Origin of the sequence: Pedobacter sp. MC2016-15, assembly GCF_026239695.1 — a bacterium.
GTDB lineage: Bacteria > Bacteroidota > Bacteroidia > Sphingobacteriales > Sphingobacteriaceae > Pedobacter.
Genome location: NZ_JAPIVS010000001.1, coordinates 654,822 through 666,559, shown reverse-complemented (window position 1 = coordinate 666,559; position 11,738 = coordinate 654,822). Strand labels below are relative to the sequence as shown.

Genomic DNA, 11,738 nt, shown 5'->3' with positions numbered 1-11,738 from the left:
GCCAATATAAACATTTTACTCCGTCACTCTCTTCAAGCCAAATTTCTCAATTTTGCTATACAAGTGACTCCGCTGAATATCAATATCATCAGCTGTTTTCGAAACATTCCAATTGTTCTTTTCCAGTTTAAACTTGATAAACTCTCTCTCCGCATGATCTTTATAATCCTGGAAGTTATTAAACTTATCATAGTTGGTAGAGCTCACCGCAGAACCATTTGTGCCATTAGAAGAACCTGCGGCTCCAATATTGGTTCCTCCGCCCGGATTAGCAAATGCTGCTACATCATGCTCGGTAATGACCTTGTCGCTGAGGATAATTAAACGTTCAATCATATTATGCAACTCACGCACGTTACCTGTCCATGGTAGGCCTTTTAAAGCTTCCATACCAGCATCACTGATCTTTTTTACCGGCATGCCATAATCCTTGCAGATATCTTCAAGGAAGCTCGATGCAATTTCAGGAATATCTTCGGTACGTTCTGTCAGGTGAGGCACGTGGATATTGATGACATTCAGGCGGTGATACAAGTCCATTCTGAAATTACCGTCTTCGATTTCTTTCATGAGGTCTTTGTTTGTCGCCGCCAGTACACGTACATTCACTTCCAGCTCTTTTTCTCCCCCTACACGGGTGATCTTGTGTTCCTGCAGTGCACGTAATACTTTAGCCTGTGCCGAAAGACTCATATCGCCAATCTCATCCAGGAATAATGTTCCGCCATTTGCCAGTTCAAATTTACCGATACGCTGTTTTACGGCAGAGGTAAATGAACCTTTTTCATGGCCAAACAATTCACTTTCAATCAGTTCGGAAGGAATTGCCGCGCAGTTTACTTCGATCAGCGGACTTTCTGCACGATGTGATTTCTCATGCAGCCAGCGTGCAACGAGTTCTTTACCACTACCATTGGCTCCGGTAATCAATACACGGGCTTCGGTAGGGGCAACGCGTTCAATCGTTTCCTTGATCTTGTTGATATTTTCTGAGCTCCCAAGAATGTCTCTTGTTTTGCTTACTTTTCTTTTCAGTACCTTCGTTTCGGTAACCAGGTTACCTCTGTCCAGTGCGTTTCTTACTGTAATCAGTAAGCGGTTCAGGTCGGGTGGTTTGGAAATGAAATCAAAGGCACCTTTTTTACTGGCTTCAATTGCTGTTTCTACCGTGCCGTGACCAGAGATCATGATGAAGGGAAGGTCAGGGCTGTAGGCCAAAGCCTGTTCCAGCACTTCCATACCGTCCATCTTGTTCATCTTGATGTCGCACAATACCAGGTCAAATTTCTTTTTCCTGATCAGATCTAACCCATCAACTCCATTATCGATATCCTCAACGTCATAATTCTCATACTCTAAGATTTCACGTAAGGTGCTTCTTATTGCACGTTCATCATCAATAATTAATAATTTTGCCATAGGTGGTACTCTCTCTTCTCTTTTGTTGGATACTAATATATTTACTAATTATCAATTAATACTGATAAATAAAAAAAATGCAAGCCTATAAGCCGGGTTCTGTACCCTTTAACGGGGCTTCTATCATTAATCTACTATAAATGTTGCCATTTATCTCTAACGACCTACCCACTGACATCGGACGAGCAGCCCTACATACGTCAGCCTATTTGGTCTTTCAACTCCCGGGGTTTACCAGCTCCTCCGGTCGCCCGGAAAATTCGTGAGCTCTTACCTCACGTTTTCAACCTTACCTGTGCCGAAGCCATCGGCGGTATACTTTCTGCGGCACTTTCCATAATTCAGGTCTTCATTCCCAAACCTCTTCCCGTTAGGAAGCGGGATGCTCTGTGTTGCCCGGACTTTCCTCTTTAAGATGCAAAGCATTACTTACAGCGATAGAACGGCTTGCATTTGGCGCAAAGATATAAAACCTGCCCAAGATTAAGCCTACTATTTTTCCCTACCTGCACTTATTCAGATCGGCAGCTACCTGCTCAGGTGTATACATTCCCTGTTTGTGTCCAAAACCGTTGGTAATGTACACAATCAGCTGTGCTATATCGATTGGAGCAAGGTTAAAATCAGGCATTTTACCTTCGTACACCTTGCCATGGATTGTCAGTGGTTTGGATACTCCGTTTTTGATAAAGCAGGCCAGCTGTGTCTTGTTCTGCTTCATAAATATGCTGTCCGTTAAAGGGGGTGTCAGCTCCCCGAGTCCTTCGCCTTTTTCGCCGTGGCAATTCTGGCAATGCCTGATATATAAGTCCCTGCCGTTTACGTAATAGGCATCACGCTGTACAGAATCTGCGGTCTGGCAGGAATAAAAAATACAGATGACCGTGAAGGAGAAGCTCAGGAGGATGATCAGCTTTCTCACTATGATTTATCTTCAGCGAGTAATAAAGGAATATCTTTTTCCAGTTGTGCCACCTGTTCAGGATTAGTGCCATCATAAGCGCCACGGATCCGTCTGTCCTTATCAATCAAGATCAGAAAGCCCTGGTGAACATATCCCTGTTTATCATTGTCATCCTGTGCTACAGATACGAGGTAGCTTTTGGTGGCCAGCGTATACACTGTATCCTTCGCACCATAGGCAAACTGCCACTTCGGGCCATCAACACCGAGCTTCTGTGCATACTTTTTAAGTACTGAAGGCGTGTCATATTTGAAGTCTATGGTATGGGACAGGAGCATCACATCGGCATTATCCTTATAGTTGTCAAAAATCTTTTTCATGTTCCGGTGCATAATCGGGCAGATTGTATTACATGAAGTGAAGAAAAAATCGGCTACATATACTTTTCCTTTAAAGGTGTCATTGGTGATTTCTGTACTGTCCTGGTTGAGAAGTTTAAAAGCAGGAATCGTTTGGTAAATCGTGTCTACGGTCGTAGAACCGTCATTATTTGTTACCGTTTTCGTATCTCTCATCCCATAATAAGGTAGCTTTCTCTCCCCCTTACATGAGCAAAATAACAGGATTACCGCCAAAACAAAAGTGTATCGAAACGTCAAATGGTATTTCATATAAATTGATTGTTAAGGCAAAGGTACATTACTGTGAAAATAAAGTGTAACGTAGCTGTAAATATTTATTAGTTTTGCCCCAAGAATTTGTAACACTTAATGAGAAAAAGATATAACGCTGCCATTACAGCTTTAGGGGGATATGTGCCGGAGACGATTTTAACTAACCATGATCTTGAAAAGATGGTGGATACGAATAACGACTGGATTATTTCAAGAACTGGTATTGAAGAAAGAAGGATTTTGAATGATGATTCACTGGCCACTTCTGATTTAGCAACAATGGCGGTTAAAAGGCTGCTTGAAGACAGCAACATGAGCCCGGATGATATTGAATGTGTAATTGTGGCAACGGCAACGCCCGATTATATCATGGTCTCTACGGCTAGTATTGTGTGTGAGAAAGCGGGATTGAAGAATGCCTGGGGCGTAGATTCCAATGCTGCATGCAGCGGGTTTTTATATGCTCTTACCCTGGGTGCCAGTCTTGTGGAAAGTAACCGTTATAAAAATGTAATCGTTGTAGGGGCAGACGCGAACAGCTCTATCGTGAATTATGCCGACAGAAATACCTGTATCCTTTTTGGAGATGGAGCCGGCGCTGTATTACTCGAGCAAACAGAAGAAGATGCTGGTCTGGTAGACAATGTATTCAGAACGGATGGGGTAGGCAAAGAACATCTGATTGTTACTGCCGGCGGATCGTTGCATCCATCTTCTCCTGAGACACTGGATCAGAAACTGAACTATATCTCTCAAAACGGCAGGGTCGTTTTTAAAGCCGCTATCGAAGGCATGACGCAGACTTGTACAGAGATCATGGAAAGAAACGATTTGCAAACAAAGGATGTCGATTGGTTAATTCCACATCAGGCCAACCTGAGAATTATCAAGGCTGTAGGCGAGAAGCTGGGTCTTGATGAAAGCCAGGTGAAGGTGAACATCCAGCGTTATGGAAATACCACTGCTGCAACCATTCCATTATGTTTATGGGAGTTCAAAAATGACTTTAAGGAGAACGACAATATGCTGCTGACCGCTTTCGGTGCAGGATTCTCCTGGGGTGCCACCTATCTAAAGTGGGGAAAGTTAAGAAGCTAAAAATCTGATGTTAACACGGGCCATTGCGATATTGCTTTTATTCAGTTCGGTTTCAGTAAACCTGTCGGGACTCTTCGTCTTCGCAGGTTTTGAAATGAATGAAAGTTATATTGCAAAGGAACTTTGTGTCAACAAAAATAAACCTGAACTGCACTGTAACGGTAAGTGTTACCTGATGAATAAACTCAAACAGGCGCAGGATAAGGAACAGAAACAGGAGCAACAGTTCCTCAAAGTACAATTGCAAATGCAGGAGGCCCTCGTTGCCATGCCATTTGTCTTCAAACAATATTCCATTGCAGCCATTAATTTTTGCATTCCTACCAATACGGGAATGCCGGTTGCCAGGGTGAATGCGATCTTTCATCCTCCTCAGTACAGCTAGCTGATTATCTTTTTTATTTCCTGAAAAATCAATACCGCAATGACCTCAGCTGCTGAGCTTCATCTGCGGGCTATGCACAACACAATAACAATACTGATGAGACTATTATTAGGCATTTTTGCAATTGCAATAACCGCAGGCGCATGTACACCCGCTGCAAATTATAAATCGGAAAGAGACGAAGTGATGAAGTTTCACGATGTGGTCATGGAAGACCATGGGAAACTGATCGACAACCAGATGAAGCTGGATACACTCCTCAAATCCCTTCCTGCATTAAAAACAACATATCCTGAGCTGGACACGCTGAAAGAAAAGGAAGCGATGAAAGATACGCAGGGACGACTGAACAGGGCAGAGGACCTGATGAACGACTGGATGCATAAATTTGAACCAGACGTAACAGGCAAATCAGATGCTGAAGCTGTTGCGTATTTTAAGAGCGAGCGCATCCGGATAGGCAGGGTAGACAGCGTATACAAATCTGAGATTCGTCTTTCCAATACGTACCTCTCTAAATTCCGCAAGTAATGGGACAGCGATTCATTTTTAGCATTTTGCTGCTGGGCCTGATGGCAAGCTGCAAACAGAAAGAACGACGCCTGCCTTTTCTGCAACAGGAGATCACAGGTACAGACACAACGTATAAAACGATTCCAGCATTCAGTTTCCTCAACCAGGATAGTGCGGTGGTGAGCGACAAAGATTTTGAGGGTAAGATCTATGTGGCAGATTTCTTCTTTACTTCATGCCCTACCATTTGCCCCATTATGCACCGTAACCTCCTGAAGGTCTATAAAAAATACAAGGCTAATCCTGAGGTTAAACTGGCCTCCCATACCATTGATGTGAAGTATGATACGCCCTCCAGAATGAAGGCGTATGCTAAAAAGCTGGGTGTTGAAGGTAACCAATGGGAGTATCTCTGGGGAAGCAGAGACAGCATCTATGCACTGGCAGAGCGTCATTACCTGGTTACTGTAGGTCAGGATAGCAAGGCACCGGGCGGCTTTGTACATCAGGGTTATCTGATCCTGGTAGACAAACACCACCGCATCAGGGGTGCCTACGATGGCACTGTGGATGAGCAGGTGAAACAGCTCATGGATGATATGGACGTTTTACTGGAGGAGGAGTAACATGGGAGATACTACGTCAGTACTGAAGCGCCAGGTAAAGCGCAATATGTACAAATGGCACCGGATCCTCGGTATCATCACGGTTATCCCTGTGATCTTCTGGACCTGCTCGGGATTGAGCCATCCGGTGATCGCCCACTGGTTTAAGGTACCTGTGGCACATGAATATATCAGGCCGGAGACGGTCGACCGCAGTCAGATGAAACTCTCCATCCAGCAGGTGCTGACAAAAAACGGTATCAATCTCATTACCAGCGCCAGGATGATCAGCTTTGGTGGACAAACATATTATCAGGTAAAAAACAGGAAGAGCGAAATATCCTATTTTTCTGCTACTGATGGTAAACAGCTGCTGAACGGCGAACAGCTGTATGCAGCCTATCTGGGCAGGTATTTCCTTGGCGACAGTACTTCCAAAATAAAATCCATCACAAAAGTGACCAGCTTTGGCGGAGAGTACCAGTACGTCAACCGCCTGCTTCCGGTTTGGAAATTAGATTTCGACAGAAAGGATCAGATGGATGTGTATGTAGAGACTGCCCAAAGCCGCCTGGCAAACTACAATGACAGCAACCGCAAGGTCTTTCTGTGGCTGTTCAGCAACTTCCATAGCTTTGCCTTTATCGCAAACATCACTAACAATACCTTCAGGTATATCGTCATCCTGGTATTGGCCTCGATTGTGATCTTCTCCACTTTAAGCGGATTGCTGGTGTATGGGGTGTTGTGGAAGAAGTTCAAGAAGCCTGCCACAGGACAAAAGATAGGTTTTCTGCGCCGGAATCACCGCGTGATCGGAATCGCTGTATCGCTGGTGACGCTCAGCTTCATTGGCTCCGGCGCTTATCATGCCACGCGTAAGTTTAAACCTGATGACAGAATCAACTACGTGTCTGAACCGGAGATCAATAACAGCCAGCTGGCCTTTTCTTCAAACGAACTGCCCCTGAACTGGGACGAGGTGAGCAATGTGGCTGTGACGCGTTTCAACAGCAAAACCTACTATCAGGTTAAACGGCTTAAAAAAGAAGATGACAGCTGGAAAAAGCAACAGGTAGCCAAAGCTGAAAGCTTTGGGCAGCAGCAGCAGAAGAACCAGCCCGATCTGGATTACTACGATGCGTCCACCGGCCAGCTGTTGCCTGATGGGGTCATGGAACACAGTTATAGTCTGGTGAAGCAGTTTGTAGCCCAGGGCGCTGCAGATGGAGAAGCGGCATGCTGTGAAATGATGTCCAATGCAGCAGCGGATCAGTCGGCCCCGCTGATCATTTCTTCTTCAGACTTCATGACTAAGTTCGACAGTGATTACGGCTTCATCAACAAACGTTTACCTGTGGTAAAACTGGCCCTGAGTACGCCTACGCATCTGACATACTATGTGGAACCGGCTACAGGACGAATGGCAGCAAGGGTACAGGACAGTGACCGTCGTGAGGGATTGAGCTTTGCCGTTTTTCATAAATACCTGCTGGTAGATTTTGCGGGCAAGAACTTCAGGGACTTCCTTACGGCTTTTGCCGCGATGGGCGTTCTGGTAGTCAGCGTGCTGGGGCTTATCTTGTTTATTAAAACGAATTAGTTATTAAAAATAATTGTTCTGCCAGCAAACAAATCAGAAACAATGCTGTTTTAAAAATAACTTAACAGGATAGAGCATGAAAATATTCAAAATCTTCTTACCCTTTCAGCAGATGCTGGTAGCAGTAACAGAACTCTTTAATAGCAAAAGCACCTTATCTCAGACGCTTGTACCAGTAAGGGTAAAAGAAGCTGATCGCTTCGCTGCGCTCAAAGCGCGCGAATCTGAGCGGAGAAACAACATACTTTAAGCATACCATGAAAGCTGCCCCAAAAAGGCAGCTTTCATTTTTATACAAACATATTATGGCAAAAACAGTAGCGGCAAGCCTAGTAGAAATACTGGAGCGTGCCGGTGTAAAACACGTACATGGAGTTGTAGGTGACTCCTTAAATGGATTTGTAGATGAACTACGCAACTCAAAGACGATCAAATGGATTCACTACCGGCATGAGGAAGCAGCAGCCTTTGCTGCGGGTGCTGAGGCACAGCTGACAGGTCGTCTGGCGGTATGTGCAGGAAGCTGCGGTCCGGGAAACATGCACCTCATCAACGGCTTGTATGATGCACACAAAAGTAATGCACCTGTGCTCGCTATTGCAGCGCATATACCGAGCGAACAGATAGGTACCGGATATTTCCAGGAAACCCGTCCGGAGTCGCTCTTCCGCGAGTGCAGTTATTACTGCGAGACCATCGCTTCAGCCAGGCAGATGCCGCGTGTATTGCAGATTGCCATGCAGCATGCCATTGGCCAGAATGGGGTGGCCGTGGTGAGTATTTCCGGCGATGTTGCCATGGAAAAAATGGAGAACGAGAATCTGGAGCATTCCATATTCCTGAACAGGCCCGCCGTTCGTCCTTCAGATGAGGAACTGCAAAAGCTGGCGCAGCTGATCAATGAGGCCAAAAAAGTAACCCTGCTCTGTGGTGCCGGTTGTGCCGGTGCACACGATATGCTTCTGGCACTTGGTGATAAGATCAAGTCGCCCATGGTGCATGCCCTGCGCGGTAAAGAATTTGTACAATATGATAACCCCTATGATGTGGGGATGACTGGCCTGATCGGTATTTCTTCGGGCTACCATGCCGTAGAGGAGAGCGACCTGCTGCTGATGCTGGGAACAGACTTTCCCTATAAGGAATGGTTCCCTTCAAAGTCTAAGATCGTACAGCTTGACATCCGCCCCGAGCGACTCGGACGCCGATGTAAACTGGACCTGGGATTAACCGGTGATGTCAGGGAAACCATCCGTGCGGTGCTGCCATTCCTGGAACAGGTTACAGACAGCTCCTTCCTGGAGAAATGCCAGGAGCGTTATGCAGATAACCGCAAAAACTTAATGGAACATGCCAAACCTGTAAAAGGAAAAGCGATACATCCTGAATTCCTGAGCAGGGTGCTGAGTGAGCGCGCCGCCAGGGATGCGATTTTTACTACAGATGTGGGCACTCCTACAGTATGGGCAGCACGGTATGTAGATATGAAAGCAGGGAGGAGGCTGATCGGGTCATTCAACCACGGTTCTATGGCCAGTGCCATGCCACAGGCGATTGGCGCACAGCTGGCTTTTCCGGAGCGGCAAGTGATCGCACTTTGTGGCGACGGTGGCTTTGCCATGCTCATGGGCGATATACTCACGATCCTGCAGTATGATCTTCCTGTCAAGCTGATCGTGTACAATAACAGTTCACTGGGTTTTGTAGCCATGGAGATGAAAGTCGGAGGGATGCCTCCTTTTGGTACCGATCTGAAAAATCCGGATTTTGCAAAGATGGCCGAGGCCATAGGTATCAAGGGTATCAGAGTAGAAGAATCTGAAGATGTAGAATCTGCTATCGCGGTAGCACTGGCCCACCCCGGACCAGTACTGGTAGATGTGGTAGTAAACCAGGCAGAATTGTCGATGCCACCAAAAATAGAATTCGAGCAGGCGAAGGGGTTCAGCATTTATATGCTGCGCCAGACGCTGAAGGGCGATGGAAAAGAGGTTTGGGATACACTGAGTTCAAATTTTTTGGGTAACTAGCACTATGAATATTTTTATTACAAGGGTAATTCCCGAAGTTGGACTGCAGCTGCTGCAGGACGCAGGTTTTACCGTGAAACAATGGACTGAAAAAAGAAAACTGACTACTGAGGAGCTGATCTCTGAATGCCAATGGGCGGATGCATTGCTGAATGCCGGGCAACAGCTCAATAAAGAGTTCCTGGAAGCGAGCAGTCACCTCAAGGTGATTGCACTCAACTCTGTAGGATATGATAATGTAGATATTGAAACGGCCAGCCGCTTAAAGATCCCCGTAGGTAACACCCCCGGAGTGCTGAGCGGTGCAACTGCTGATACGGCATTTTTGCTGATGATGGCAGCGGCGAGAAATGCTTTCTTTATGCACAAAACCATCATCAATGGCGAATGGGATTTCTTTGAACCTACCGTCAACCTGGGTAAGGAACTGACAGGTGGCACCCTGGGCGTATTTGGTTTGGGTAAGATCGGTATAGAGATGGCAAAACGTTGTGCCGGTGCCTTTGGGATGAAGATCATCTACCATAACAGACAGAGGGATGAAGCGGCAGAGAAAGAACTCGGAGCGGTGTATGTTTCTTTTGAAGAGCTGCTGAAAGAGAGTGATGTCATCAGTGTGCATACAGCGCTTACACCAGAAACTGAAGGTAAATTCAATGCCGAGGTCTTTAAACAGATGAAACCTTCGGCAATCTTTGTCAATACTGCCAGGGGAAAGATTCACAATGAACAGGACCTGATCAGTGCCCTGCAGCATAAGGTAATCTGGGGTGCCGGACTTGACGTGACCAACCCTGAGCCCATGCAACCGGGAAATCCCCTGCTGAGCATGCCCAATGTTGCTGTATTGCCTCACATCGGCTCCGCAACAGAAACAACGAGAGACGCGATGGCCAAGCTGGCGGCTGAAAATATTATAGCCGGACTCAAAGGGGAGCAACTTCCCTTTGTGGTTAATCCCGAAGTTTACGGCTAAAAACTAATGACCGGGCTCCCGGAGATGAACCTGGTTTTTCAGATCTTCGATCTCGTGCTGCAGACGTTTGATCTTCTCCAGCAGACCCATAATGGCCTCGATGCCTTCGATATTGATCTGCAGCTCATAGTGGAAATGGATAAAACGTTCCATTTCCACCAGCTGCTTGTAGTGTATGTATTTATTCTCTTCAATTACCGTGAGCACAATCAGGCCCGAGTCCTCAAGGGCGCCGATAAAAGAAGGTTCAACTGCGTATTTTAGACAGTAATCGTTGATTGTGATTAATTCTGTTTCCATAGCGATATGAATAAAAAAAATGCACCTGGCTTATTTTGAAAGTTCGCGCAGCTCATTGAAAAGCGCTGTTTGTTTTTCTGTTAAGCCTGTTGGTATTTTAACAATATAAGTTACGAAAAGATTCCCTGAATGTCCCTCTTTTTTGTACACCGGGAAGCCCTTGCTTTTCAACCTGATCTTAGTGCCGTTCTGTGTCCCAGGAGCCACTTTCAGCTTCACCTTCCCGTCCAGTGTATCCACCGTTACATCGCCGCCAAGTACAGCCGTATAGAGATCAATTTCCTTATCCAGATAAAGATCATCATTCAGCCTCTTGAATATAGGATCGTCAGTAATGTTGATCGTGAGGAACAAATCTCCACCCGGACCATTGTTCGCGCCGGCACCGCCTTGTCCCGCCAGCTTGATCACCTGTCCGTTCGCGATACCTGCAGGAATCGTAATTCTCAGGTTTTTACCATTTACCGTAATGGTAGGCTTGTGCGTAGTTGCCGCTTCTCTGAAAGAAATCCTCAGCTCTGCCTGCAGATCCTGCCCTTTAAACCTGGCGCTGTTTCTGGACGACCTGCCGCCGCCACCAAACATGGATTCGAAGAAATCAGAGAAATCTCCACCGCCAAATCCTCCGCCTGAACCGCCGCCACTAAAGCCTCCTCCAAAACCTCCGCGACCGCCGCCGCCAAATGGATTGCCGCCGCCCTGGTTAAACTGGTCGGCATTTTTCCAGTTCTCGCCATAGTCATCAAACTTTTTCCTTTTTTCAGGATCATTTAAAACCTCATTGGCTTCATTAATCTGCTGAAACATCTTATTGGCCTCTTTGTCGTCGGGATTTAAATCGGGATGGTACTTACGCGCAAGTTTTCTGTATGCTTTCTTAATATCGTCCTGAGATGCCTTTTTATCAACGCCCAGGATTTTATAGTAATCAATGTATGCCATAGTGTATTAGATAGTATTACAAATTTACGTTTTCTGACGTTAATAATTACGACAGCAACACAATCCCTTGCCACAAGATTGTCAACGATGTAATTTTTCGTCAAATGTATTATTATGGTTGCAAAAATATCTTCATAGTATTTGTCAGCTAATTTTTATTAAATTGCTGGTAGAGTTTATTACCAAATCCAAATATCTACTATGAATCAAACGAATACTCAGCTTAAGCCGAACCCCCGATCCATCTCCGTAAAAATCTGTAAATTTTCCCTATTGGCGTAAAGCTGTA

Annotated in this window: 13 protein-coding genes and 1 other RNA gene; 8 read left to right on the top strand and 6 right to left on the bottom strand. The window is 45.7% G+C overall.

Annotation, left to right across the window (positions count from 1 at the left end; all coding sequences use genetic code 11):
* Positions 1 to 15: 15 nt before the first annotated feature.
* The 4 genes from OQY15_RS03025 to OQY15_RS03010 form a co-directional block, all read right to left on the bottom strand.
* Complete coding sequence (locus OQY15_RS03025) at positions 16 to 1,419, bottom strand: sigma-54 dependent transcriptional regulator (RefSeq protein ID WP_265787581.1); 1,404 nt, start codon at positions 1,417 to 1,419, stop codon at positions 16 to 18.
* A 72-nt stretch (positions 1,420 to 1,491) separates the two neighbouring features.
* Positions 1,492 to 1,873, bottom strand: an RNA gene (gene rnpB / locus OQY15_RS03020) — RNase P RNA component class A.
* A 48-nt stretch (positions 1,874 to 1,921) separates the two neighbouring features.
* On the bottom strand, positions 1,922 to 2,341 hold the full coding sequence (locus OQY15_RS03015; RefSeq protein WP_265787579.1) for a cytochrome c: 420 nt from the start codon (positions 2,339 to 2,341) through the stop codon (positions 1,922 to 1,924).
* The gene (locus OQY15_RS03010) at positions 2,341 to 2,898 is read right to left on the bottom strand and encodes an SCO family protein (RefSeq protein WP_265787577.1); all 558 of its coding nucleotides are present in this window, start codon (positions 2,896 to 2,898) and stop codon (positions 2,341 to 2,343) included. The genes OQY15_RS03015 and OQY15_RS03010 overlap by 1 nt, the downstream gene beginning before the upstream one ends.
* A gap of 195 nt (positions 2,899 to 3,093) precedes the next feature.
* On the opposite strand from OQY15_RS03010, the gene OQY15_RS03005 reads away from it, so the two are divergent.
* The 8 genes from OQY15_RS03005 to OQY15_RS02970 all read left to right on the top strand — a co-directional run bounded on the left by OQY15_RS03005 (position 3,094) and on the right by OQY15_RS02970 (position 10,207).
* Positions 3,094 to 4,095 (top strand): beta-ketoacyl-ACP synthase III, encoded by a 1,002-nt coding sequence (locus tag OQY15_RS03005; RefSeq protein ID WP_265787575.1) that lies wholly within the window; start codon positions 3,094 to 3,096, stop codon positions 4,093 to 4,095.
* Positions 4,096 to 4,102: 7 nt separating this feature from the next.
* Entirely contained in the window at positions 4,103 to 4,480 is a 378-nt protein-coding gene (locus tag OQY15_RS03000; protein ID WP_265787573.1) for a hypothetical protein, read from the top strand.
* 96 nt (positions 4,481 to 4,576) lie between these two features.
* Entirely contained in the window at positions 4,577 to 5,011 is a 435-nt protein-coding gene (locus OQY15_RS02995; protein ID WP_265787571.1) for a hypothetical protein, read from the top strand.
* On the top strand, positions 5,011 to 5,619 hold the full coding sequence (locus tag OQY15_RS02990) for an SCO family protein (protein ID WP_265787569.1): 609 nt from the start codon (positions 5,011 to 5,013) through the stop codon (positions 5,617 to 5,619). The genes OQY15_RS02995 and OQY15_RS02990 overlap by 1 nt, the downstream gene beginning before the upstream one ends.
* Complete coding sequence (locus tag OQY15_RS02985) at positions 5,588 to 7,201, top strand: PepSY domain-containing protein (protein WP_265787563.1); 1,614 nt, start codon at positions 5,588 to 5,590, stop codon at positions 7,199 to 7,201. Before OQY15_RS02990 ends, OQY15_RS02985 begins: the two co-directional genes overlap by 32 nt.
* Positions 7,202 to 7,277: 76 nt before the next feature.
* Positions 7,278 to 7,451: a hypothetical protein gene (locus tag OQY15_RS02980; protein WP_265787560.1), complete on the top strand. Its 174-nt coding sequence runs from the start codon at positions 7,278 to 7,280 to the stop codon at positions 7,449 to 7,451.
* 55 nt (positions 7,452 to 7,506) lie between these two features.
* Positions 7,507 to 9,231 (top strand): ubiquinone-dependent pyruvate dehydrogenase, encoded by a 1,725-nt coding sequence (gene poxB / locus OQY15_RS02975; protein ID WP_265787558.1) that lies wholly within the window; start codon positions 7,507 to 7,509, stop codon positions 9,229 to 9,231.
* Positions 9,232 to 9,235: 4 nt separating this feature from the next.
* Entirely contained in the window at positions 9,236 to 10,207 is a 972-nt protein-coding gene (locus OQY15_RS02970) for a D-glycerate dehydrogenase (RefSeq protein ID WP_265787556.1), read from the top strand.
* A 3-nt stretch (positions 10,208 to 10,210) separates the two neighbouring features.
* Here OQY15_RS02970 and OQY15_RS02965 read toward each other — a convergent pair whose 3' ends face one another.
* Complete coding sequence (locus OQY15_RS02965) at positions 10,211 to 10,507, bottom strand: chaperone modulator CbpM (RefSeq protein ID WP_265787554.1); 297 nt, start codon at positions 10,505 to 10,507, stop codon at positions 10,211 to 10,213.
* Between the two features lie 30 nt (positions 10,508 to 10,537).
* Positions 10,538 to 11,449 (bottom strand): J domain-containing protein, encoded by a 912-nt coding sequence (locus OQY15_RS02960; protein WP_265787552.1) that lies wholly within the window; start codon positions 11,447 to 11,449, stop codon positions 10,538 to 10,540.
* Positions 11,450 to 11,738: the final 289 nt, after the last annotated feature.

Bases quoted from the DNA above. Each gene is read 5' to 3' on its own strand.
- OQY15_RS02995 (WP_265787571.1), top strand. From the start codon at position 4,577: ATGAGACTATTATTAGGCATTTTTGCAATTGCAATAACCGCAGGCGCA.
- OQY15_RS02990 (WP_265787569.1), top strand. From the start codon at position 5,011: ATGGGACAGCGATTCATTTTTAGCATTTTGCTGCTGGGCCTGATGGCA.
- OQY15_RS02965 (WP_265787554.1), bottom strand. From the start codon at position 10,507: ATGGAAACAGAATTAATCACAATCAACGATTACTGTCTAAAATACGCA.
- OQY15_RS03005 (WP_265787575.1), top strand. From the start codon at position 3,094: ATGAGAAAAAGATATAACGCTGCCATTACAGCTTTAGGGGGATATGTG.
- OQY15_RS02980 (WP_265787560.1), top strand. From the start codon at position 7,278: ATGAAAATATTCAAAATCTTCTTACCCTTTCAGCAGATGCTGGTAGCA.
- OQY15_RS02985 (WP_265787563.1), top strand. From the start codon at position 5,588: ATGATATGGACGTTTTACTGGAGGAGGAGTAACATGGGAGATACTACG.
- OQY15_RS03000 (WP_265787573.1), top strand. From the start codon at position 4,103: ATGTTAACACGGGCCATTGCGATATTGCTTTTATTCAGTTCGGTTTCA.
- OQY15_RS02970 (WP_265787556.1), top strand. From the start codon at position 9,236: ATGAATATTTTTATTACAAGGGTAATTCCCGAAGTTGGACTGCAGCTG.
- OQY15_RS03010 (WP_265787577.1), bottom strand. From the start codon at position 2,898: ATGAGAGATACGAAAACGGTAACAAATAATGACGGTTCTACGACCGTA.
- OQY15_RS03025 (WP_265787581.1), bottom strand. From the start codon at position 1,419: ATGGCAAAATTATTAATTATTGATGATGAACGTGCAATAAGAAGCACC.
- OQY15_RS02960 (WP_265787552.1), bottom strand. From the start codon at position 11,449: ATGGCATACATTGATTACTATAAAATCCTGGGCGTTGATAAAAAGGCA.
- poxB (WP_265787558.1), top strand. From the start codon at position 7,507: ATGGCAAAAACAGTAGCGGCAAGCCTAGTAGAAATACTGGAGCGTGCC.